This window comes from Psychromonas ossibalaenae ATCC BAA-1528, assembly GCF_000381745.1.
GTDB lineage: Bacteria > Pseudomonadota > Gammaproteobacteria > Enterobacterales > Psychromonadaceae > Psychromonas > Psychromonas ossibalaenae.
The window spans coordinates 19,535-43,821 of the sequence record NZ_KB907007.1; the positions used below are offsets into that span (position 1 = coordinate 19,535).

Consider the following 24,287-nt stretch of genomic DNA (forward strand, 5'->3'; position numbering starts at 1 on the left):
TACCTTATCGGCTATTTAAGCTGACATAATGTCAATAATGGCGGTGTCAGTATCACACATACCTTTACTGACCATTTTACCAACATTCTTGACCGTTTGCTCAACTTCTTTAGCCACAATCCCCTGCCCGGCGGCACAGTGATTACGCAGTGCCATCATAAATGAACGAACAGCAGTTGTTGATGAAGTACATACTTTCATTGCACATGAAGATTTAGCACCATCACAGACCATACCTGAACTATCGCTAATTACATTTTGAATGGCATAACAGGACTGCTCAAACGTACCGCCGGCGAGATATACAAGCGCCATGCCTGCAGCCGCGCTGGTCACCGTATTTCCACAAAATGCAGATAGGGGAGGGTAATGAGATTTGATGTATATTGCACCAAGATGACTCATAATGAGTGCTCGAGCCAGCTGTTCTTCAGAAGAGCCGAAGTGTTCAGCGGCAACACAAACCGGAATTGTCGCTGCGATACCTTGATTACCGCTTCCGAAATTACTCATAGCAGGAAGGGTCGCACCACCCATACGAGCATCTGAAGCAGCAGAAGTGAGCATCTGAATTCGGGTCATCAAATCTTCACTCAAAAAGCCCTTTTCGATATCCGCTTTCATTGTACGGCCAATTTCCAGACCATAACCACTTTTGATACCCTCAGCAGAAAGCATCTCATTAATTACCGCGGCTTCAAGGATAAAAGATATATCGTTAAACTCAGCATTGACGGCAAACTCATAAATTTTCTCGATATCGATATCAACACCGTCACAAACAGAAGCAGTTGCCTGAACATCTTCCTTTTGAGCTTCAAAGGTAATAACACCATTCAGAGTCTTTTTAACGATATTGGTGTGACCACCGCGAATCGTCACCTCTGAACGCATATTGCCTAGAGAGGCAACTACTGAACAGTAAATAAATTCGTCGCTATCCACACGACTGACTTTTACTTTTCCAGCATCAATAAGAGCCTGCGCCTTATCTACATCATCCATTGAAATGCCGGCGAGAACTTCCAGCTCAGCCTCTGCTTTGCCATTGACTGCTCCAGCAGCAGCTGCAATAGGCAGGCCGATTTTGCCCGTTCCCGGCACGAACACGCCCATTGAGTTTTTGTAGAGGTTACTAGAAACAAATACTTCAATTGAGTCAGGTGCTTTACTGCCTAGCTCCTCTGCAGCAACTGCTGAAGCAAACGCGGCTGCAATAGGCTCTGTGCAGCCTAAAGCGGGTTTAACAACTTTTTTAATAATGTCGATATACTGTTGCCACTCTTTTTTCATGACTTGCTCCGATTAGGCTTTGTGAGCTATGGCTTCAACTTCAACCAAAACACCCATAGGTAAATCTTTAACTGCAAAGCAGCTTCGAGCCGGGCAGTCCTGATTAAACATACCTGCGTAAACCGCATTGAACGCAGCGAAGTCTTTGATGTCTGCCAGGTAGCAGGTGGTTTTAAGAACGGTATCGATAGAACCGCCGCCGGCTTCAAGTACACTCTTCAGGTTCTCAAGTGATTGAAGACTTTGTTCTGTAATTCCACCTGCAACGACCTTTCCAATTTCACGGCTAACCGGCAGCTGCCCGGAAGTAAAAATTAGATTTTCAAAGCTAGTACCGTGCGAGTATGGGCCGATTGCTTCTGGCGCTTTAGGTGAGTCGATTAACTTTCTCATGAAATCCTCATATATTTTTTAATTTTAACCAATTTACGTCAACCGCATCATCTCAACACAAACGCGCTTTTTCAACATTTGTTGAGAAAACAACATCAAGAACGACCATTTGTGTAGCCCACATCACAAAAACGTGGTGTTAAACGCCCAACCTCTCAAATTTCAATGAGTTTTAGAGAAACAGGTTGTGGATAATGCAAATCTCAAATACATTTTAGAAAATTCTTAAAGGGAGATGTTAGCAATGAGTGAAAATATTGGATCTATATCAGTAACACCGAAACCAGCTGCTTGGGAACAAGCTGGTATGAGTGAAAAAGAGTGGAAGAAAGCAACCAAGTTCGACAGCGTGGATGTAGGCTGGATTGTAATGAGTATAGGTATGGCGATCGGCGCCGGTATCGTATTCTTACCAGTTCAAGTTGGTATAATGGGATTGTGGGTTTTCCTGCTTTCCTCTGTTATCGGCTACCCGGCCATGTACCTTTTCCAAAAACTCTTCATAAATACTCTTGCTGAATCAAAAAAATGTACGGATTACCCTGGTGTTATTTCAGGGTATCTAGGCAAGAACTGGGGCATTGCACTTGGCATTCTTTACTTCTTAATGCTGGTGATCTGGGTTCTGGTTTATTCATTAGCAGTAACCAACGACAGCGCATCTTATCTGCAGTCATTTGGAGTGACTGAAGGACTGTTAAGCGAAAACGTACTTTACGGTTTGGGCTTAATCTGCGTTCTTTCTTATATCGGCAGCAAAGGTGAAAAAATTCTATTTAAGCTGTCAGGTTTTATGGCGGTAACAGTGCTGTCGCTTGTGGCAGTAATGGGCGTTCTTCTTATTGCTAAATGGGATCTGAACAATATCCCTGAAGCCGGCCAAGTTATGCCGATGATTAAAGATGCGATCATTACTCTCCCATTTACCCTGACATCAATTTTATTCATTCAGTCTCTCAGCCCAATGGTTATCTCATACCGTTCTAAAGAGAAATCAATTGAAGTTGCGCGCTTCAAAGCAAGCCGAGCGATGACAACTGCATTCTCAATTCTATTTGTCATTGTGTTCTTTTTTGCAGTCTCTTTCACACTCGCTATTAGCCAGGAACAAGCTGCCGATGCAATGAACAAAAATATATCAGCCTTGGCTATCATTGCTCATTACTTTCCCGGCAGCTGGGCGACAGTTGCAGGAGTTGTGATCAACATCTTTGCAGTGGTAACTTCATTCTTTGGTGTATTTCTAGCGTTCCGTGAGGCTTGTAAAGGCTTGGCAATGAATATTCTTCTTCGTAAGTTTAAAGAGGAGCAGATCAAGAAGGATTTGGTGGAGAAAGGGATTATTGTTTTCATCATTCTACTCTCTTGGAGTGCGGTTGCATTAAATGCTCCGATTCTGTCATTCACTTCAATCTGCAGCCCAATCTTTGGTTTGGTAGGATGCTTAATTCCTGCTTACCTGGTTCACAAGATGCCTCATCTACACAAATATAAAGGTATTGGTACAAACCTGATAATTGGTACTGGTGTACTGCTTTGTATATCTCCAATATTAGCATTCATCTCATAAAGATAAGCCCCGAATATTCGGGGCTTTTTTTCATCCGAACCTTTCCAATCCCGAAACCTCCTATCTCCCCATAACCATTCTATAATGAGTTTTTAGAAGTCTTCGCCTAAATAATAAAACATCTTTTAACGTTACTAGCTAACCGGTTTTCTACTTATAAGCAGCCGTAAATGAATTCCCGCTCCTCCAAAACTAATTTCTGTACCTGAAGTAATAAAATACTCAGTTTCCTGCTTCAGTTCAGCAGCTTTAAAAACACCTGGGCGAATTATGGATTACACTAAATTTATCAGTTTATAAATAAATGAAAATCACTGGCGAGTGTACGTAAATTATACAGACAGTTTCACTCAATAATTCGGAGGTAAGCTATGGAACGAATTACACTTAAAGATAATTGTGAAAACTTTATTAAAGAAGCAGTAAGCATATACTGCCGCAAGCCCTGTACACTTCATAAAAAAGCCGTTTCTTTAATGCTGTTAGTTCAGGCTGTGGAGCTGCTGTTGAAGCAGAAGCTCGCAAATCACTCCTCTCTGCTCTTATATGAAAATGTCGACAAACCAAATAAAAGCGTGTCGATGAAATCATGCCTTAAAAGACTTTCTTATATTAATCAGACACCTGACCAAAGTAATACACAAAAATCCCTAAGAAGAGCAATGGAACTGCGCGGTAAAATTATGCACCATGAATTTGCAACCAATGAAACGGCAATTAAGTCAGATTTTGTTCGTTTATGCGGTTTGATTAATGAACTTAGGGTCGAAGTCTATAACCAGCCGCTGTCAGCAATAATCCCTAAGTATGAAATGGAAGTACTTGAAAATGAAGAGAGTCAGCTGGCTGAAGCCGTACAACAATGCCAGGAAGAGATAAGCAGGCTGAGGAAAGGCTCAACACAGGGTGAACCGCACTGGTGCGGCTGCTGTGGAAATAACTCTATCAGGTTAAGTGCAAAAAGTACCGACAATCATATAGTAAAAGGCCAATGCCTGATATGTGCAGAAACAGAAGATTACACCTGCTGTGGACACTGCGGTAAATGGCTGGCGGCGGCTGAAATAAAGCACTACGAGGCGAAAAAAGGCATGTGCTCAGAGTGTTTAGAAAATGTAACAGAGAATTACTGGTATGAGTGATTAATTGAGAAGTAAAAACTTGAGCCAGGTTTAAAATATCAAGCAGAGCTCCCAATCTCGTTAATAATAATATCTAGAATATTAACAGGCACACCGGTGCTTTTCTGAAGTAGTGCCATATTTATCAAATATAAACAGCAGCAAGCATAAAAGGTCTTTTATAAATGCATAATGCATCTAACACATATACAGATGCCCTATTCCTGTTAACTCTGGGCGGTATTCTGCTGCTCGGCTTAATAACCGCTGCTCTCGGTCGGCAGAAGTTTCTTCCCCGCGTAACACTGCTGATAATCTTTGGTGTGATCATTGGAAAACAGGGGCTAGATATTATTCCCGCGGTGTTCTCCGAACGATTTGATCTTATTACTGATATGGCCTTACTAATGATCGGATTTCTACTCGGCGGAAAACTGACCAGAAACTCACTACGCAGCTCAGTAAATAAAGTGCTGTGGATATCATTAACAGCGGCAGTACTCACCGCATTTATTGTCACCTTCGGGCTGATACTTATCGGTGTACCGCTGGAAATTGCAATATTGCTCGGCAGCCTCGCTTCCGCGACCGATCCGTCAGCTATTATGGATGTTATTTTAGAATCCAATTATAAAGGCCCATTTCAAAAATTACTGCTTTCAATCGTTGCACTTGATGATGCGTGGGCGCTGATTTTATTTGCCTTTGCTGTTGCGCTGGTTTCTTCATTAACTGGATTACATGCCGACAATTCTTATATTCTATTTGCGTTAAAAGATATTGGCGGGGCGATTATATTAGGTATCGCAATCGGTATTCCGTCCGCATTTTTAACCGGAAGAGTTAAGCCTGGTCAGCCGATACTCTCAGAAGCGCTGGGCATTGTATTTGTCTGCGGAGGCATCGCCTTGTGGTTTAATGTTTCATTCTTAATTGCTTCTATGGTGCTGGGTGCTGTGATCGCCAATTTTGCCAGGCATCACGACTACCCTTTCCATGCGATACGCGGCATTGAGCGCCCTTTTATGATCATCTTTTTTATTTCAGCCGGCGCAGCCCTTGATTTAAATGCTGTCAGTGAAGTTGGAATGATCGGTGCTGCATATATTGTCTGCCGTATTATTGGAAAAATTTGCGGTGCTGCACTCGGCGGCCGATGTAGTAAAGCAGATCAAAAAACCAAAAACTGGATGGGGGCGGCCTTGCTCCCTCAGGCAGGTGTTGCTATCGGTATGGCACTAGTGGCCGCCAACCACTTTCCCGAATATCGGCAGATCTTATTAACGGTAGTTATCAGCTCCACCGTGTTTTTTGAGATCATCGGCCCGGTATTTACCCGCCTTGCTTTAGAAAGGATCAAGCAGTCTTAACAACTATCTCTGCTTCTAACCACTGCTTACTAATCAATCTGTTGAATTAATGATGAGTAATAGATATGTTTTGTTATTAGTAAAAAATTCCCAATTAAACGCCTGAATAATAAAACGACGAGAAATTAAATTATGTCTAATGTCACTACCTATTACCTGGAAATGAAAACTGCAGGTTCTCTCAATGAAAAAGTACTGCCGGCTGATTTTGAGATTCAGGAAGCACAAATTAAACAGTATCAGTTAAATCGTTTTTTATATCAGTTTATCGGTGCTAACTGGGGCTGGACCGACAAGCTGTCACTCACAGAGCGGCAGTGGCAGGAGTATGCAGAAAGAGAAGACCTAAGAACCTGGACTGCTTATTATAAAGGCTCAATTGCCGGTTATTATGAATTAGAAAAACAGTCTGATGGTGACGTTGAAATAGCGTATTTTGGTTTATCTGAAAAATTTATCGGCTTAGGCTTCGGCGGCCCCCTTTTATCGCATGCGATAAAATCCGCCTGGGCATGGAAAAATACCAGGCGGGTCTGGGTACATACCTGCACGTTAGATCATAAAAGTGCTTTAAATAATTACCAGGCAAGAGGATTTGAAATTTATCGCAAAGAAATAAACTAATAAGAGTTATTGCTGTCTATCCCGTAACGCCGCTATTGATAAAAAATCAGGCTAAATAAAAGGATCACTATGAATATATTATCAGCAAAAATTCAGTTATTAGGCTTTTTCTTATGCTGCATTTTTATTATTGGCTGTACCCACAACGTTCAGGCTGATAATGAGGTATTTAAACGGATCACTGAAAAAGGTGTTTTAGTCGTCGGCATGTCTGGTGAACAACCTCCCTATAATTTTGTTACCAGCAAAGGCGGCATTATCGGATTCGATGTTGGGCTAGCAGAGGAGCTCGCTAATTCGCTGGGTGTAAAGATGGAAATAGCGTTAATGCCTTTCCCAGAACTGCTTAACGCACTCCAGGAAAACAAGGTCGACGTGATAATTTCAGCTTTTTCTATCAGCGAACAACGCCGTCAGAAAGTCAGTTTTGTCGGTCCCTATGCGCAAGTGGGAAAATCATTGCTGACTACCAAAAAAACACTGGCTCGAATTAGAAACAGTACAGGGTTTAATCATGCCCAGGTAAATCTAACTGCATTGGAAAATTCTACCAGTGTAACTCTGGCACAGGAGCGTTTAGAAAAAGCAAATTTAACAACCGTTATTCACTATGAAGATGCTGTACTAGCGGTATTATCCGGTCAGGCTGATGCCTTGATTGCTGATTTGAGCATCTGTGATCTGCTGCTGATACGTGACAACAGTACAGAATTAACTAAATTAAATGAGCCGTTAGCCGTTGAAGAGATCGGCATTGCACTCAATAAAAATGAACCGCTGTTAGAAAACAAACTAACGGAAAAGCTGCAGCAGCTGCAGAAGTCAGGAGAACTGCAGAAGCATCATCAGAAGTGGTTTAATAATGGCGGGTGGTTAAACTTACTCCCATACTAGTAAATAGCTCTGCATACAAAAAGCCCTGTTTTGTCAGGGCCTTTTATACAACAATTAACCTACTTCACCACGTAAATCAGTCACCAGCAGCTCGCGGATCACTTTGTTGGATAATCCCTGGCTAAGCAGGTAATAAAGCTTCGCAATCACAGTTTCAGTGGTCATATCTAAACCGCTGATCACCCCGGCTTCGCTTAATGCGTGGCCCGTTGCATAACCTTCCATATTGACACTGCCTTTAAGGCACTGGCTGCAGTTAACAATCAGAATACCGCGCTCACTAGCTTCTTTTAATGTTGCCAATAACTGCTCATCCTGCTGCGCATTACCTACACCATAGGTTAATAATACCAGTGCCTGCAGCGGACTTTTCAATAAATTATCCAATACCTGCCAGTCCAGCCCGGGAAACAGATGTAAAATAGCAATCGACTGCGCCTCAAGCTCACTGACACGTAAACGGGTATTGACCGATTTCTGTGTCTGCCCGGCAATATTTTTTATCTCAATCCCTGCTTCCAACAGCACTGGATAATTAGGTGAAACAAATGCATCAAAACCATCTGCGTACTGTTTCGTTGTACGGTTGCCGCGGAATAACTGGTTATTAAAAAAGATACACACTTCGTTAATTGGATGATGCGCAGCGATATATAAAGAATTCAATAAATTAACGCGTGCGTCTGAACGTAACTGCGACAATGGAATCTGCGAGCCCGTCACAATGACCGGTTTGCTTAAATTTTCAAAAACAAATGACAATGCAGAAGCCGTATAAGACATGGTATCTGTGCCGTGCAGAATAATAAAACCGTCAAAGTCGTGATAACGATTCTGAATATCTAAACCTAAAGTCTGCCAGATTTCTGGAGAAACATTCGCAGAATCAATCAGAGGATTGTATTCATGAATCTCAAATTCAGGCATATCTTCATGATAAAATTCAGGCATATTTGCAATTGTCTGCGAAAGATAACCGGCCACAGGTATAAAACCATCTTTTGAAGGTTTCATACCGATTGTGCCGCCAGTGTATGCGATATAAATTCTTTTTTTATCAGCCATGCTTATTCTCTTTTATCTAATTTATCATCTAATTAATTCAGCCGTAAGTTAACAGCTAATACAGATATTCAGAAAGGTTATCTTTAACAATTTCGACTTTAATATCTAAAAATGACATTTATTATTAATACGAATCACCAAGAGATAGAAAACAGTAGTAAAACGACAGCTGAATGTGTAAAAAAGCAGAAATAGGATTTCAATTAAATAAAATATCTTTTACTACTTTACTGAGCTGCTCAGATAAAAACAGAACCGAAGCGGGTAAGGTTGAGCGGGTCAAACTATAACCTTCCATAAACGGCAGAACAAAACAGACTGCATGATCTATTTTTAATTCGTCGCAAAATTCAGGTGCGGCAGTCTGCAGCTGTTGAAATACAATCTGATAGAGCTCGCGATAATATTGATCTAACACTAAACGCAGTTCTTTATTATGTAAGGAAACAGCCCAGAGTTCTTTGAAAACAGCGGCACAGGCATCACTTTCCCGATACTCAAGAACATCCAGAAAAAACTGATTTAACGCCTTATCTGCATGCCTGTTTTCTTCTATTTTAAAAGACTTAAGGTGCGCTGTGCATTGCTCAACAAAAGAGATCAATATCGACTCTACAAGTATCTCTTTGTTTTTAAAATACAGCAGTACAGTACTCAACTCCAGATTAGCCTGCACAGCAACATTTTCTATAGAAAAACCGGCACAGCCGGACTCTTTTAAGACCTGCATTGCACAACAAGATATATGATCGCGTTTATCATTCATCACTTATTTCACCTGATTAATTCACTCTGACTTATTGATTGTAGGCACTAAACACAACAGAGCAATTTATCAAAAAACAAGATTATGCATTTTTATATTACCCCTGTTTTTTTTACGAAATTTAAAAAAGGTTATATTAGAAATTTGATCCTACGCACAGAACAGTAACTAAAGCCATTGAGTGGTGATATTTAATTGATGTTGGAGAAATGCAAACTAGACTATAAAGTCAAAAGAAGGTAAATATCCTCACAGATAAGTCTGCTAACTAATATTTACAATGAAATCAGCCCATAACAGAACCATGCTGGATAGTTTAGCGGCTTTCAAACACATATTTCAGGTGCTTTATTATGTTAACTTCGATTTCTCATATACTGAATCAGCTTAAAATATCACATTTTATTCTGCTCATCGCTTTCCTGGTTATTTTTACCATGACGATCGGTCCGCTTTTATCAACAACAAACATGCGCAGCGAGGTGCTGGAGGCGGAACACCAGACCCTGGCTTCACATGTCAGCACACTAGCCAAAGCCTTAGAAACAACACAAAAACAAGAACAGAGCCAGCAGCTGCAGAGCCTAAAGGATATTATTTACCCCACCCGCTGGAATAATGATGATTCCGGATATGCATTTTTAGCCGACGGTGCAACTGGACGATATATTGTATATCCGCCCACTCCGGCTAAAGAAGGGAAAAAAATGGTCAATATTAAATTGATTGAAGGAGGAACTTTAGAGCAGGCAATTATCCGCAGCAGCCGCCGCGGCAGTGCAGAAATGATACATTACCCGCACTCCCAGCCAGGCTCTGACAAAATCCACTTAAAAGCGGCTTATTTATACCCCCTTAGACAAGGCGGTGACGTTTTAATCGCAGGAACCTACTTAAATAAATCCGATCTTCTACAGCTTAAACTGTATAAAAAGATCGTTTTACCTGTCATTGCCAGCACGATTTTTGTACAGTTTTTTATTTTTATTTTCAGCAGATATATAAACTACCGGGAAAATTATTTCAGCACAACCATGCGCGGCCGGACTAAAGACGATTTATATGAGATGGATTATTTAGCCGGACGAAATGAAACGGCATTTTTAGCAGATGCATTAAATATCACTCAGGTAAGTTTAAGCAGAGTACTCAAGCCGCAGCATGATGACGATATTAATATCAGCAAAGATTCTCTGCAGTTTAATTCCAAACACAACCATAAAAAGCACTGAATTTACCGTCAAAGGGTAAGCTGCTAACCCAGCTACTCCTATTATCACTGTTCGGCGATAAACTAACTGCCAATAACGGAACTTAATTCAACACCTCTGCTTTTCTAATAAACTTGATTTAAAACAAACATGCATACATCACATTTACTTTTAAGGTATTTTTAATTGATACTACGAATGGGTAAAACTAGGCTAAGAAGTACTTCAATCGCACAAAATATATTATTTTAGTTAATTAAAACAATGTATTTGTATAAAACGTAAATACCGACATGATTTTTTTGTCGAAAATAAAAAAACGCACAGGGAGTTATGTATGTTAGGTTCGATTTATTATCTGCTTAGTAAGTTCAAGCTGTCACGACTCATGTTAATTTTATCTCTGACGGTTATTGTAACTTTACTGATCAGCACTGTTTTCTCAACCAACAGCGTACGTACAGGCGTTATTGCCGTTGAACATCAAGCTCTTTCATCACATGTGGTCTCACTCGCCAAAATTGTTGCTTACACTCAAGAATCAGTAAAACAGCTTCCGTCTAAAAAACTTGAGGCATTAAAAGCCGTTATTTATCCTGCACGCTGGCATAGTGATGATTCTGGTTATGCATTTTTAGCTGATGGTGCAACTGGTCGATATATCATTTATCCCCCGAAGCCGGCTAAAGAGGGCAATAAAATGGTGAACATCGAGCTTCTTGAAGGAGGAACATTAGAGCAGGCAATCATTCGTACCAGCCGGCGCGGTATTGCAGAGATGGTGCATTATCCGCACTCTAAGCCGGGCTCTGATACAACAAACTTAAAAGCAGCTTATTTATATCCAATCAAAGAAAGTAAGTCGGTCTTAATTGCCGGCGAATATTTAGATAAATCCGATGCTATTTTATTCAGCATCTACCAGAAAATATTCACTCCAATGGCATTAATCACTCTTTTTGTATTGATTTTTGTCTCGATTCTCACTAGACACCTTAACAGCCGGGCTGACTATCTAAACAAAGCAATGCAGCGCCTGGCTAAAGGAGATTTATGTACTCCGGTAATTCTAAAGGGGCGCGATGAAATGGCCTTTTTAGCGAATGCCTTAAATATCAGCCAGACAAGTTTAAAACAGGTTTTAAAACAACAGGCGGATAACGGTACAAATATCGCAGCGGCTTCATTACAAATTGACCGCAGCCTTAATCATACTGACCAGCTGATCCGCAGTGAACTTGGTAATTTAGATCAGCTGGCAAGCGCCATGGAAGAGATGGTCTGCAGCGTTGCTGAGGTTGCAGAGAACGCAGGCTCGGCAAGCTGCAGCACACAATCAACGGATCGGCGCGCACAGCAGGGTTCTAAACAGATAAATGAGAGCATTCAAGCACTTGAAGTTTTGTGCGGCAATCTCAGTAACTGCGCACAGTCAGTAACTGAAGTAAAAGACGGAGTCGTTTCTATTGATTCAGTCGTCGATACAATCCATGCCATTTCCGAACAAACGAATATGCTGGCACTAAATGCAGCCATTGAAGCAGCCCGTGCCGGGGAACAGGGGCGAGGTTTTGCAGTCGTTGCCGATGAAGTTCGTCAGCTGGCTTCCCGCACCAAAGAAGCCACACGTGAAATCACAGAGATGATTGCCAGCCTTAATAATCAGGCACTGTCTGCCGTTGCTCAGGTTAATCAAAGTGTCAGTACAGCAGAGACCGGTATGAATGCAGCTAAATCTGCAGGTAATGAATTTACAGATATCAGCGAAGATATAACGCTGCTTAATGACAGTAATCTGCAGATTGCCACGGCCGCCGAGCAGCAGCGAAACGTTGCAGAGACCATGAGTCAGAATATCAACCGCCTGAATACCGAGCTGGCAGAAACCAGCAAAGATCTCGGAGAGTTAGCCTCTTCGAGTAGCTGCTTAAAGCAGCAGACTGACAGGTTAGAAGAGCAGTTATCTTCATTTAGTTTTGAACAGCCGGCTCAGGAAGAGGCCGGCACCGTTTCCCCGACTTTAGGACAGAGCTCAGCACTGATTAATAATTAATGCTGAACAATTTCCTAGCAAGGATAAACAGCAGAATAATGCTGTTTATCCTTTTTTTATTTATTCCTGCAATGTCCCTCTATCCAGCTTTTTACTTGTGAAAAGCGGTATCTCTCCAGCACAGCAAAACCTTTTACACTGCGTACTTTTAAACGAGTGAAAATTGGCGTAGTCAAACCACAAAAGAAACGCGCTAATAATACCTGTGTATTATGTGCGCCTAATTTATTAATAATATCAGCACTTAATCCAGCAAAATCATAATCACTTAAAGGCTTTAAAACCTCGGTAGCGGGCATAACAGCCGGATATCCTGCACAAACACTGCAGTGCCCGCAGTCCTGCTGTAGATTCTGATCGGAAAAATAATACGCCAGCTGCAGGTTCAGACAGTTTTTACTGGCAAAGAAATCTAATAAAAAATGGATACGCTGAATTTCACTGTCTTCTTTATCTACAAAACGTTTTACCAGACGATCCCGTAAATCAGGGCTTATCTGTTCTTTAAATACTTTATAAACATTGGTCATCTGCTTGGTCTGCAGTTCAATCAAGCCCTGCTGATCCAGGTAGTCAATGGCAGTGATCACTCTGCTTCGATCCGATGAATAGACAGACTGCATTTTTTCAAAGTTAAGCGTCGCCCAGGTACGCGCTTTATCCGATGAACTTAAAATTGCCTGCACAAAGTTATAACGCTCATCCTTAAAACGCCCTAAAAGTTCGTTTTCCGGCACTAATAATTTGTATTTATACTCCGCATAATAACTATAAGCTGGCTGTAAAACCCCTTCTAATTCCAGATAAACCAGTAAGGTTTTCAGCGCCAATAAGCGGATATTTGACTGGCTGGAAAGACTGTTCATCAATACTTCCCACTGTCCTTGTGTTTTTGCAACCTCATTTAAAATAAAGTCAACGGCACTCGGCTCCGGGGTATCGGCATAAACAAAGTTTTCTAAGATATTTAAGTTATTTTTATTAGCCAGCACCAGACAGTCCGAAGATTGATCATCTCGGCCGGCACGGCCAATCTCCTGAGCATAGTTTTCAATTGATTTCGGCAGATCATAATGCACCACAAAACGAATATCACTTTTATCAATGCCCATACCAAAAGCGATAGTCGCAACAATTAAAGGGAGCTGCCCGGACATAAACCGCTGCTGAATCGAAACCCGCTGTTCGCTGCTCATGCCGGCATGATAAGCCTGCGCACTTATGCCGGAAGCAGCCAATGATCTGGCAACATCCTCTGCTGTTTTCTGCAGAGTGACATAAATAATCCCCGCCTGATGACTGCGTTGATTTAACCAGGTAACCAGTTTATTGAGCTTATCCTGATCAGCTACACCCAGTACTGACAAATTCAAATTCGCACGATATGAACCTGTTAAAGTGATATTCTGCGACTCGATAGCAAACTTTTCGCCCATATCTTTTATCACTTTACTGGTTGCTGTAGCAGTTAACAGCAACACCTGTGGAATTTGAAATTCACGGCGATACTGCGCTAATTTTAAATAATCAGGACGGAAATTATGACCCCACTCAGAAATGCAATGCGCTTCATCAACGACTAACAGGGAAATCGGCACCTGTTTTAAGAACATCCTGAAACGCTCGCTATTTAGACGTTCTACCGAAATGAAAAGAATTTTTATCCGGCCTTCAGCAACTTCTTTATAAACCGAAGCAGATTCAGCAGGCGTCTGCATTGAATGAATACTGGATGCACTGATACCTTTGCTCTGTAGAAACTCTAACTGGTCCTGAATCAAAGCAAGTAGTGGTGAAACCACCAGCGTCAAATGCGGGAGGTGTAAAGCCGGCAACTGATAACATAAGGATTTACCGGAACCGGTTGGAAAAATAGCAGCCGCACTGTTTCCATTTACCAGAGCCTGAATAACCTGCTCCTGCCCCTCTCTAAAAGTAGAAAATCCGAAGTACTGCTGAAGTAACTGGTGCATCAATAAACCTTAACCATTATTAACTGAAAAGCATTTATAACATATAATACACGCTCTTTTATTAAATAACGGTTAACAGCTCCATGCGCATCCATGCCCTGCACAAACTTTACCAGTGGCGCCTCAGTCAATGCACCCGCCCTTTTTTAGCGCGCGGGGGTAGCATAGAACGCTGTACTCACTGTATGTTACTGCCTTATTTATGCATCTGCGCCATTAAAAAAACAGTGACTAGCGATAGCGCCTTTTTATTAATAATGCACGATAATGAAATATTAAAACCCAGTAATACCGGACGCTTAATTGCCGACTTGATTCCCGATACCTTTGCTTATATCTGGTCACGCACACAGCCGAATCCTGAACTGTTAGCCTTGTTAAAAGATCCGCAGTGGTTTCCTATTATTATTTTTCCTGCTGAATACACCAGACCTGAACGGCTGCTGAGCGAATATAAAGCCCTCGAGGATAATAAACGCCCTCTGTTTATTTTATTCGACGGAAGCTGGGCACAGGCAAAGAAAATATTTCATAAAAGCCCTTACTTAAATGACTTCCCGGTATTGTCATTCTCCCCGGAAACACTGTCCCGCTACTTGGTGCGTAAAGCCGTAAAAGATAATCAGCTTGCAACCGCAGAGGTTGCCGGACGAGTGCTGGAATTCATCGGCGAGTCAGATAATGCGCATCTTATGGATCTTTTATTTGAAACCTTTAAAGAAAATTATATGACCGGAAAAAACCGCCAGCAGCTGCCCGAAAATGCAGCTCAATATAAATTATCGGAGAAACTCGCTGCGCTCTGACTATAAAATCAAAAGCACTCAATATTCGCACAAGGCAAAGTATCAGAAAAACTCGCTGCACTCTGACTATAAAATATCAGCGCTTTATGTGTGGTTAATATGAATCGTTCTTAACCATTACAGGTTTGCGGACTGTTGTACAAAATGCAGTCCCTGATACAGATTACAAAAGCAGGTGCTGTGAATACTCTAAGCAGATCAAATTTATTGAAAGCAGCATTGTGAAAGTATAAAGAAATTGATTATATTAACAAAACATTGTCAATTTATGTCAAAAAGGTAAATCAGAGAGAATTTTCTAATACGTTAGATTAAGACTGAGATCATTTTTGAGGAGAATCATATGTCACAACAACAGCTGTATTCAGATAGAAAAACCACTCCTGAATTGTTTCCTGATAACTATGCAGTCAATGAAGGAGCAGTACTTAAAGAGAAGTCAAAACGGTCACTGGGATTCTGGCTGCTTACCCTGCTTATTGTACAGTTACTAATTATGAATGCAGTACTGACGGCTATTGCTCTCAAATCCGCCACCTATGATAAATATATTTCGGCATTACAGGAAAACATGCTGGAGTTTGTATTTATAACTTTTGCCTGACTGCAGCTCCAGTTAATCAGAAACTTTTCTGCTGCTGACAGATTAAGACCTATGCAGCGGAAATGTCATGCAGTGAGGGCCGCCGCCGGCTTTCAATATTTCAGCAGCATCCAGTTCAAACACCTCAAACCCCCTCTTTCTTAACTCGGCATTGACTCTTTTATTCGCCTTTAAAGAGATCACTCGTTTATTGCCTAAGGCCTGCAGATTACAAAAATGTTTGAACACTCCCTGGCGGTCAACCTTAATCAGATCAAACCCTGTATCATGCAGATAACGTTTAAAATGCTCCGGCAGAGCATCATAATAAGTAACGACCACCCTGTCGCCGACGATATTAAAAATCATATCAAGGTGCAGGTATTCAGGATCTGCCTGTACTGAAATAATACGATAACCCAAAGGGCTCAGCTGGCGCCTTATATTCTCCACTCCCGTTTCATTAGAGCGCTGTACACACCCGACCGCTAAAGTTTTTTCATCTAACTGCCAGAAATCCCCGCCCTCAATAAAACCTTCATCACAGGCGGCAATTAAAGGAATATTAAGTGCCCGCAGCTTAGCCGCATACTCAGCACTTTCAGGACGCCGGATCCTTTCTTTAAAACGTCCGAGTACGTAACCTTCTTTTATATTAAAACCAAAATCACGTGAAAAAGTCTGACTGGGTAAAAGCTCATTAGGTTCGAGAAGTTCAACTTCAACTGCATTTTCACGGTAAATATCAATCAGCTGCTGGTGCTCCGTTAAACACTTGCGGCGATCCAGTCTTGTGCCTTTATTTAACCAGGAGACAGCGATTTTATTGATCGGCTCTAAACGTAAAAACCGCGGCGGGCACAACAAAACACCTTTTAATACTCCCGAGGCTGACTTTACATAATTCTTATCCATCCATTTCCCCTGCCTGTTTAATTTCTGGGATTCAAATGAATGCCTGCCATCATACAGCGAATAGAACCGCCCCCAAGCTCAATCGTTTCGACATTAACTGCAATGATTTTCGAGTAAAGCTCAATTTTATTTAACTGCTCCTCGGTTAATGAATTTTTTGCACGTAACGACATAAACAAATAACTTTGACCTTTTTTTCCGGTTAACTCAATTGCATTACCCGCAAAATTATCTACCTGTGCAAAACTTAAATTAATTACCTCTAAGCCGCAGTCGATCAAGCGCTGCTTAATCACCACTCTGCGAATTTTATTTTTTATCATCTCTAAACAGACCAGCGCATAATCAGAACAGACACACATCATTACATTGGTATGGTAGACAGCTTTTCCCGATGCATGCTTTGTATTAAAAGCCATCGGCTCATAAAGAAACTGAGAGCAGAAACGTTCTAAAATAACCTCACTGGCACGATTCGATTTTGCGCTGTATGCAATGCGGTTAACGTTATCAAGCACCATCGCACCGGTTCCCTCTAGGTACAACCCGTCCATCTCTAACCCTGAAAAGTCCACCACATCCTGAACACGATACTGCGACTTGAGCATTTCAATCACATCTGTGCGTCTCTCACCACGGCGGTTCAGCGAACACATAGGATATAAAGCTACATGGCCGCCGCTATGGGTGGAAATCCAGTTATTAGGAAAAACTGAATCAGGGGTGTTTTTCTCTCCGAAATCATCAAACACATGCACTTTGATACCGCATTTCTGCACCATATCAACCACGTTATCAAATTCCTGCCTGGCTTGAAGAGCCACTTCGCAGGAAGGTCGCCCACTTTCAGCTTGAAAAGCATTATCTGCAGCCGTTTCTGGATTTGAAAAGAACTTCCAGGGGCGAATCATAATTACGGCAGCGGGTGCCTGAATTAATGCCATACAACCCTCCTATTGATAATTCTGAACTGGCGCTTACAAATGTTAATAACATGTTACTACTTTAATATTAGTCCTATTCCTCTATTTGGTTTAACAGAACATAAAGAACCTGATATAGACAACTTGCTAATGATAAGAAACACAGCAACACTAAAAGCAGCAAGGGTTAATAATAAGAGGTTCCTATGATTGTTCTCGAAATTAAAGACATCAGAGCATTGCTGTCTGAAATAGGCTATCGCGCCTTTTTCTTAGAGCTGATATCGACATTAGAAGAAGATTATAAAAACTGGCGGCAGTTCGATAAATGCCCGCGCCTTGCTAATCATGTTAAAGACGGGGTAATTGAATTAATGCCCATTTCTAACAATAAGATGTACAGCTTTAAATATGTTAACGGTCATCCTAAAAACCCGCTGCAGGGAAAATCGACGGTAATGGCAACCGGGCAGTTATCATTAACAGAAACGGGTGAGCCGCTGATGTTTTCGGAAATGACGCTGCTTACGGCATTCCGAACAGCGGCAGCCTCGGCAATGGCCGCATCGCATTTAGCCAGAAAAGACAGCAAAGTATTAGCCCTAATCGGCACAGGTGCACAAAGTGAATTCCAGTATTTAGCTTTTTCTATTATTTTTGATCTGCAGGAAATAAGGTATTTTGATATCGATTCGGCAGCCATGGAGAAGTTCCAGCGTAATCTGGCACAGGTTGATATTAAGCTCACGCCTTGTAAAGATGCCCGCGATGCCGCGGACGGAGCCGACTTAATCACCACCTGCACTGCTGATAAAAGGTTTCAAACCATTTTAACAAAAGATATGATCAATCAGGATGTCTTTATTAATGCACTAGGCGGAGACTGTCCGGGTAAAACAGAGCTGGAAAAAGCCTTAGTTGAAAGCGCGACAGTGATTGTTGAATATCTTCCTCAATCAAAAATTGAAGGCGAGATACAGCAGCTGCCGGCCGACTTCACCTGTACTGAACTTCATGAAATAGTGAATAAAGAAAAAATATTAAATGTAGATAAAGACGGCACGATTATCTATGATTCGGTAGGTTTCTCTCTTGAAGATTATTCGGTATTAAGATTAATTTATTCCCTGGCAAAGCAGCATAATATCGGCCGGCAGCTGGATTTAATTCCACAGCTGCAGGATGTTAAAAACCTATACTCATTATTAGAATAAAAGGCCTAACTTTAAGCCTTGGCAAACTCAAGTACAAACTGCTCAAGCGCATGCAGATCATTTAAATCTATTTGCGGTAACGGACAGTTTTTTACCGTCTGATCGCAGGCAAGGGCGATAACAGACGAGTCAGACTTAAACAAAAATGGTTTATTTAAAGCGCTTCTATGCAGTTCTATTTTATTAAAAATTTCATCGCGAAAACCTTCCACCAGCACCAGATCCAGACTGTCAGTCTGCAGCAGCGCCAGCTGTTCAAGCAGCCTGCTGTCACGCTTCTGACCGTGTTCTGAGAATAAAATGGAACGATGAGTACCCGCTAAAACAACTTGCGATGCTCCAGCTTTACGCAGCCGGTAACTGTCTTTGCCTGGTTTATCCATCTCAATATCATGATGGCTGTGTTTTACTAAAGCTACATTTAAACCTTGAGCGGTTAACAGAGGAATTAACTTTTCCAGCAGGGTTGTTTTACCTGTACCGCTAAAAGCGGCAAAACCTAATAAAGGAATCGGAAAGTCTGCAAGTACTGACATAAAGTTACCATATTAATTGAGAGGCGGATGTGCAGCGGGAAAAAAGATCCCCGCATTATAGCGGGGATATTTTATATCTTTACAGTTAAGCAGACAAAGTTAAGCGACACCATGACCTTTTGATGCAACCCATACTCTATACCACTGCTCTCTGCTCATATTCAACGCCAACGCGCCAACGGCATCTTTAACCCGTTCGATTTTTCCTGAGCCGATTAAAGCAACAGGATTTGACGGGTGTTGCAACACCCAGGCAAAAATAACCTGTTCAATCGAGTCTGCACCTAACTCTTCTGCTAATTCAGTTAATGCACCGCGTAAACGCCTCGCTTGATCAGTCTGCTCACTGAAAATACCGCCACCGGCTAAACATGACCAAGCCATTGGACGAACGCGGTACTGCTGCATCTGATCGGTTGTACCATCTTCCAGTACAGCAAAATTAATCGGATTAATTTCAACCTGATTGGTGATCAGCGGCGTATCTAAACGCGACTGTAATAAATCAAACTGCGAGGCAGTAAAATTAGAAACACCAAAGTATTTTACCTTACCGCTTTGTTTTAACTCAGAAAATGCTTCGGCAACCTGATCGGCATCCATTAGAAAGTCTGGGCGGTGTACTAATAATGCATCTAACTGCTCAACACCTAAGCGTTTTAAAGAATTTTCAGCTGAGCTTAAAATAAGCGCCTTGCTGCTGTCATAATGTGATACTCGTATTTCGCCGGTAGCCGGAGGAATACCGTTAATACCAAATTTAGAAACAATCTGAATTTTCTCCCGCACGGCAGGATCAAGTTTTAACGCTTCACCGAATAATACTTCACTATCACCGTAAATAGCCGCGTTATCAACGGTTGTAATACCCATTTCAACATGCTGCTTAAGGAAGGTCAGACGCGTCTGTGCATCCATATTCCATTCACCTAAACGCCAGTACCCCTGCACCAGCTGAGAAAATTCAGGGCCCTGCTCCGCCATTAATACTTTTTGAACCATGCTCATTTACATACTCCTAGAAGAAAATACCAGTCTGCTAATAAAGTTTATCCTGTCAGGATAACACCCATTTAGGCTGACAAAGGTGATTTACACAAATGATTTGTAACAAAAGCTAATACTAAAACGCGTAACGCACACCTAAAGCGGCTCCAACACCAAATTTAAAGCTGTCATCAAAATCTAGATCAGGAGCAACCTGTCCGTATAACTCCCACTGGTGGGCAAAAGGAAGTGTTACTCCCAACGGCAGCCTCACTCCGTAGCCATCATCCCAGCCGGCAAACGCACCACCGCCCACATACCAGTTAAACGGCATATCATCCTGCGAAAATGAACCCTGCTTAAAAATATAATCAAGACTCACACCATCATTACCAACGAAGGTATTAATATTCTCAAACTGTGCAGTAATACCAAACCCCTGATCAAAAGCAAAACCTGCTTTTATATCGGCATTAACTGCCGTGGTTGTGAATAAAGCTGTAAAACAGGTTAAACCGATTAATGTCTTTTTCATGCTCTGTTTCCTCAATAAGTAATGTGATTCGTACATCTTACTGTAGCGGCCTCAAGCTTGTTATTTAAGTTAAAGTCATGCACATATCAATTTATGCCGAAGTTTATTTCTTAACAACACGGCTGATATTTCTCATATTTCATCAATATATCATAGGATTTAGAGGGATAATCGAGAATTATCTCAGATAAAATCTTGATCTGATGCTAAGTTTTCTATTAGAAACAATTGTCGCATGTAGAGGCCTCAAAAAGTGCATCTACAAGGTGTTGTCTACAATGCATAAACGGATTTTATGTTGAAAATAACTCGATCAGCTTTAATAAAGCACTTTATTTTTGTTATCTTGGTCTTGAGCCAGCAGTTAACGGCAGGCGCAGGTGAATATATTAGCAAAGACATCAAGCGCTCAGGCAGTCAGAAAAGCTGGGTTGTTTTACCTTATATTTTCAGTTCAGACAGCATGGGCCTTACCGCAGGTGCTGTCGGTATTTTTAACGGCTACATACAGCCTCAGATGAATATTGTTGCCAGCACTTTTGTCGGCGAAGAGTTTAACGTAAAAGTTCAGGCGGATCAGGAAATCAAACAGGAACGGGCCGCCGGCGCAATGATAGCTGTCGATAGTTATCAGAGCTTCTTCTCTGAGCGTATGTTTATTACGGCAATGGGGGCATATGGATACTACCCTAATCAGCGCCTTTATCTGGACGGCAGCAATGATTCAAAAAGAAACTTAGAGTCAAACGATCCGAGTAGTTCAACTCCTTTTAAATCTCAAGGTTACAATAACTGGTTTGACATCGATTTTCGTTACGTAATGCCCTGGGGGGAAAGTGCTGATCAGATATTGCCCGTCATACAACTGAACCGGGGGATAGCCGTTAATCGCGACGAGATTGGAGGCAGGCGTCCATTTTCAACCGGACAGACTATTTTCGGCAGTAAATTATTTTATTCTAAATGGAGTGCGGAAAAACTTAGTGAAGCCCCCTCAATCAATACCAATGGCGTACGCTTCTATTTAGAGCATAATAACACCGATTACCCGAGCAACCCTTCCCGCGGCTACTCCTTTAAAGGCCAGTTTTCAGCAGACGTCGGTATAGGAAATTCTACTCAGAGTTGGAATTCACTGGAATTTGATTACGCACATTATATTGAGCTGCTTAATTTTTCATGGACTCGCCAGAATGTAATCGCATTTAATGCCTGGACCGCTTACTCCCCGTCATGGAAGATAGACGAAACAATTAATGATGATGGTATTCTAGAAAAGCACCAGACTCCCATGTGGGAAGGTGCCCGATTAGGCGGCTGGAATAGAATGCGTGCTTACGATAACAACCGTTTTAGTGATAAAGCGGCGGTATATACAGCGCTGGAATACCGAATTATCCCTGAATTTAATCCGATGCAGGATCAAAACTGGAGTCCTTTCGCCATTGACTGGTTTCAGACCGTACTCTTTGTTGAAGCGGGTCGTGTCGCTGAAAGCTATGATATTAGTACTTTATTCTCTGACATGAAATATGATGTCGGATTTAGTCTACGCGCATTAGCGGCAAAAGTACCGGTACGCTTTGAGTATGCACACGGAAGCGAAGGTTCAAGCATGTGGGTAATGCTTAACCAGCCGTTTTAAACAACCATATCTGAATGGTCTTGAGAGTAAAAAAACCGTCCTAATGACGGTTTTTTCATAGGCAAACAGGAAGCAGTTAGGCTCGTGTTCCGAATAAGTCAGCCAGCTCAGCAAGATCCTGTGTTTTAGTTAGCCCTAACATCAGCATAATACGTGCTTTCTGCGGGTTAAGCATACCGGAGCCTATACCGTGTTCTTTCGCTGTCACATAACCAGCCCCTGTACGTGATGCCAGCACGACAGGAAAACCGGATTTTTGTAACTCAGCTATACGATCCCGTACTGCTTTAGGCGTCGAACCATTACCACTGCCCGCCACCACAATACCTTTTGCGCCCGCATCAACTAACGCATTAAGCTGATCAGGCTGCATATCCAGATAGCTGTAAATAATATCAACTCTCGGCAGGGCCTCTATTTTAGATATATTGAAGCTAGGCTTGCCTGTTGCTTGTGACGGCCCGTAATAAAACTTCGGCACACCACCGGCAAATGTACCTAAGAACCCCTGGTCATAAGCTTTAAAAGTATCTAACGAGGTGGAATTCGTTTTAGAGGTATAATAAGCCGCACCGATAAAGTCATTTAACATGATCATGGTGCCTCGTCCCCTCGCCTCATCACTGGCAGCTAGTGTTACTGCATTAAGCAGGTTCATCGGCCCGTCTGCACTAATTGCAGTTGCCGGACGCATCGCTCCGACAACAACAATCGGCTTTTCTGTCTGGTTAACTAAATCCAGAAAAAATGCAGTTTCTTCTGTGGTATCTGTACCGTGAGTTACAACAATACCTTTTGTATCTCCATTGAGGGCTTTTCGGGCTGTATTAGCCAGCTCCAGTAAAATATCACTGCTGATATTTGAACTCGATGTATTTGCCACCTGAATTCCTTTAACATCGGCCACATTAGCAATTTCAGGAACAGCTTCAATCAGCGTTGATACTGCAATTTCCCCTGCAGTATAACCGGTAACATCCGTCGCCTTCTGTGCAGCCCCGGCAATCGTTCCGCCTGTTCCAAGTATCATAACTTCAGGTTTATCAGCCGCAAATACATTAATACTAAAAACAAGTGCCAGCGACAGTATCGATTTATTAAATTTCATTAAATTTCCTATCTGTTGTAAATAACTTTTTTATTACAGAGCAATTAACAAGCCAGGAATAAACAAGCATCAAAAATATCAGCAGATACCAAAAAGCAGGTCTAACAGCAGACAGCTGAAATACAGTTCGAGCAGCCTCTTCTTAGGAAGACTTACAGCGGCAGCAATGCAGAGCACCGAACAACAGATACGTCAACGACATTTCATGGATAAACTCTACATATACATTTATAAAACACTGCAGATAGAATTATTCTCATGTTTTTCTATCTGCATTTAATATTCAACTGCAGAAAACAGTATTTTGAAAAAGGGAAATTCATTTTTACAACCCGGGAACAAGATACTGTTCCCAAAAATACTTCTGCGCTAATAGAAGAAAGAATAAATTAAATAATTTGTTATTTCGGTTTCGTGTAGGAGGTAAACGCGATAAAAAAATAACAATCTGTCCATATACTCACAAAAACAGTGCACAATGCACTACTTTGAAGCACTCCTTGTGATGAATATAAGCAATAGATATAAACCCGTTCAAACGGCTGGCGAAAAAATGCTTTGCGTTTAAATATCAAGCGGGTTAATCAAATGTGGGGGTGATAGAGACTTCGAACCAATGAATGCCCCAAAGGTTTCTGGGTAGAGGCTCGTAGAAAGCAAAAAGCCCGTAACGTTTTTCAGTTACGGGCTTTTTAAAAGAGA

At 41.7% G+C, this 24,287-nt stretch carries 22 protein-coding genes; 11 read left to right on the forward strand and 11 right to left on the reverse strand.

The genetic code is table 11. The annotated features are described in order from the left end of the window. Positions 1-15 precede the first annotated feature (15 nt). A complete protein-coding gene (locus tag G327_RS0117160) occupies positions 16-1,293 on the reverse strand; it encodes an L-cysteine desulfidase family protein (RefSeq protein WP_019616037.1) in 1,278 nt (425 codons plus the stop codon). A gap of 12 nt (positions 1,294-1,305) precedes the next feature. Then, a complete protein-coding gene (locus tag G327_RS0117165; protein WP_019616038.1) occupies positions 1,306-1,686 on the reverse strand; it encodes a Rid family detoxifying hydrolase in 381 nt (126 codons plus the stop codon). Between the two features lie 307 nt (positions 1,687-1,993). On the opposite strand from G327_RS0117165, the gene G327_RS0117170 reads away from it, so the two are divergent. The 5 genes from G327_RS0117170 (at position 1,994) to G327_RS0117190 (ending at position 7,265) form a co-directional block, all read left to right on the forward strand. Next, positions 1,994-3,256, forward strand: a complete 1,263-nt coding sequence (locus G327_RS0117170) for an aromatic amino acid transport family protein (protein WP_211217246.1) — start codon at positions 1,994-1,996, stop codon at positions 3,254-3,256. 371 nt (positions 3,257-3,627) lie between these two features. Next, positions 3,628-4,398, forward strand: a complete 771-nt coding sequence (locus G327_RS0117175) for a DUF3644 domain-containing protein (RefSeq protein WP_019616040.1) — start codon at positions 3,628-3,630, stop codon at positions 4,396-4,398. 164 nt (positions 4,399-4,562) lie between these two features. Continuing rightward, on the forward strand, positions 4,563-5,747 hold the full coding sequence (locus G327_RS0117180; RefSeq protein WP_019616041.1) for a cation:proton antiporter: 1,185 nt from the start codon (positions 4,563-4,565) through the stop codon (positions 5,745-5,747). Between the two features lie 132 nt (positions 5,748-5,879). After that, on the forward strand, positions 5,880-6,371 hold the full coding sequence (locus G327_RS0117185) for a GNAT family N-acetyltransferase (protein ID WP_019616042.1): 492 nt from the start codon (positions 5,880-5,882) through the stop codon (positions 6,369-6,371). Between the two features lie 69 nt (positions 6,372-6,440). Beyond that, positions 6,441-7,265 (forward strand): transporter substrate-binding domain-containing protein, encoded by an 825-nt coding sequence (locus G327_RS0117190; protein ID WP_019616043.1) that lies wholly within the window; start codon positions 6,441-6,443, stop codon positions 7,263-7,265. Positions 7,266-7,319: 54 nt separating this feature from the next. Here the strand turns inward: G327_RS0117190 and ansA are convergent, their stop codons facing one another. After that, entirely contained in the window at positions 7,320-8,330 is a 1,011-nt protein-coding gene (gene ansA, locus G327_RS0117195) for an asparaginase (RefSeq protein ID WP_019616044.1), read from the reverse strand. A 199-nt stretch (positions 8,331-8,529) separates the two neighbouring features. Next, entirely contained in the window at positions 8,530-9,096 is a 567-nt protein-coding gene (locus G327_RS0117200) for a TetR/AcrR family transcriptional regulator (RefSeq protein ID WP_019616045.1), read from the reverse strand. A gap of 353 nt (positions 9,097-9,449) precedes the next feature. On the opposite strand from G327_RS0117200, the gene G327_RS0117205 reads away from it, so the two are divergent. Then, on the forward strand, positions 9,450-10,328 hold the full coding sequence (locus tag G327_RS0117205) for a cache domain-containing protein (RefSeq protein WP_019616046.1): 879 nt from the start codon (positions 9,450-9,452) through the stop codon (positions 10,326-10,328). Positions 10,329-10,644: 316 nt separating this feature from the next. Beyond that, positions 10,645-12,360: a methyl-accepting chemotaxis protein gene (locus G327_RS26185; protein ID WP_019616047.1), complete on the forward strand. Its 1,716-nt coding sequence runs from the start codon at positions 10,645-10,647 to the stop codon at positions 12,358-12,360. A gap of 56 nt (positions 12,361-12,416) precedes the next feature. Here the strand turns inward: G327_RS26185 and G327_RS0117215 are convergent, their stop codons facing one another. Next, positions 12,417-14,333, reverse strand: coding sequence for a RecQ family ATP-dependent DNA helicase (locus G327_RS0117215; protein ID WP_019616048.1), 1,917 nt, complete (start codon positions 14,331-14,333; stop codon positions 12,417-12,419). An 83-nt stretch (positions 14,334-14,416) separates the two neighbouring features. Here G327_RS0117215 and G327_RS0117225 point away from each other — a divergent pair, with 83 nt between their 5' ends. Further along, on the forward strand, positions 14,417-15,139 hold the full coding sequence (locus G327_RS0117225) for a tRNA-uridine aminocarboxypropyltransferase (protein ID WP_026339417.1): 723 nt from the start codon (positions 14,417-14,419) through the stop codon (positions 15,137-15,139). Between the two features lie 343 nt (positions 15,140-15,482). Beyond that, on the forward strand, positions 15,483-15,743 hold the full coding sequence (locus G327_RS0117230) for a hypothetical protein (RefSeq protein ID WP_019616051.1): 261 nt from the start codon (positions 15,483-15,485) through the stop codon (positions 15,741-15,743). A 42-nt stretch (positions 15,744-15,785) separates the two neighbouring features. On the opposite strand, the gene G327_RS0117235 is transcribed toward G327_RS0117230, so the two are convergent. Together G327_RS0117235 and ctlX are read right to left on the reverse strand one after the other, a co-directional pair. Continuing rightward, entirely contained in the window at positions 15,786-16,637 is an 852-nt protein-coding gene (locus G327_RS0117235) for a dimethylarginine dimethylaminohydrolase family protein (protein ID WP_019616052.1), read from the reverse strand. Positions 16,638-16,654: 17 nt separating this feature from the next. Further along, positions 16,655-17,581 carry a citrulline utilization hydrolase CtlX gene (ctlX, locus tag G327_RS0117240; protein WP_019616053.1) on the reverse strand — a complete coding sequence of 309 codons (927 nt, stop codon included), beginning with the start codon at positions 17,579-17,581 and terminating at the stop codon, positions 16,655-16,657. Between the two features lie 185 nt (positions 17,582-17,766). Here ctlX and G327_RS0117245 point away from each other — a divergent pair, with 185 nt between their 5' ends. Beyond that, the gene (locus tag G327_RS0117245) at positions 17,767-18,774 is read left to right on the forward strand and encodes an ornithine cyclodeaminase (protein ID WP_019616054.1); all 1,008 of its coding nucleotides are present in this window, start codon (positions 17,767-17,769) and stop codon (positions 18,772-18,774) included. 11 nt (positions 18,775-18,785) lie between these two features. Here G327_RS0117245 and mobB read toward each other — a convergent pair whose 3' ends face one another. From mobB to G327_RS0117260, 3 genes are all read right to left on the reverse strand, one after another. Then, the gene (mobB, locus tag G327_RS0117250) at positions 18,786-19,310 is read right to left on the reverse strand and encodes a molybdopterin-guanine dinucleotide biosynthesis protein B (protein WP_019616055.1); all 525 of its coding nucleotides are present in this window, start codon (positions 19,308-19,310) and stop codon (positions 18,786-18,788) included. Positions 19,311-19,409: 99 nt separating this feature from the next. Then, positions 19,410-20,318, reverse strand: coding sequence for an aldo/keto reductase (locus G327_RS0117255; RefSeq protein ID WP_019616056.1), 909 nt, complete (start codon positions 20,316-20,318; stop codon positions 19,410-19,412). Positions 20,319-20,433: 115 nt separating this feature from the next. After that, positions 20,434-20,832, reverse strand: coding sequence for a hypothetical protein (locus G327_RS0117260; protein WP_019616057.1), 399 nt, complete (start codon positions 20,830-20,832; stop codon positions 20,434-20,436). Positions 20,833-21,127: 295 nt separating this feature from the next. Between G327_RS0117260 and G327_RS0117265 the strand changes: the two genes are divergently transcribed. Next, a complete protein-coding gene (locus G327_RS0117265) occupies positions 21,128-22,477 on the forward strand; it encodes a BamA/TamA family outer membrane protein (RefSeq protein ID WP_019616058.1) in 1,350 nt (449 codons plus the stop codon). A 76-nt stretch (positions 22,478-22,553) separates the two neighbouring features. On the opposite strand, the gene G327_RS0117270 is transcribed toward G327_RS0117265, so the two are convergent. Next, positions 22,554-23,585 carry an asparaginase gene (locus G327_RS0117270; RefSeq protein ID WP_019616059.1) on the reverse strand — a complete coding sequence of 344 codons (1,032 nt, stop codon included), beginning with the start codon at positions 23,583-23,585 and terminating at the stop codon, positions 22,554-22,556. Between the last annotated feature and the right edge of the window lie 702 nt (positions 23,586-24,287).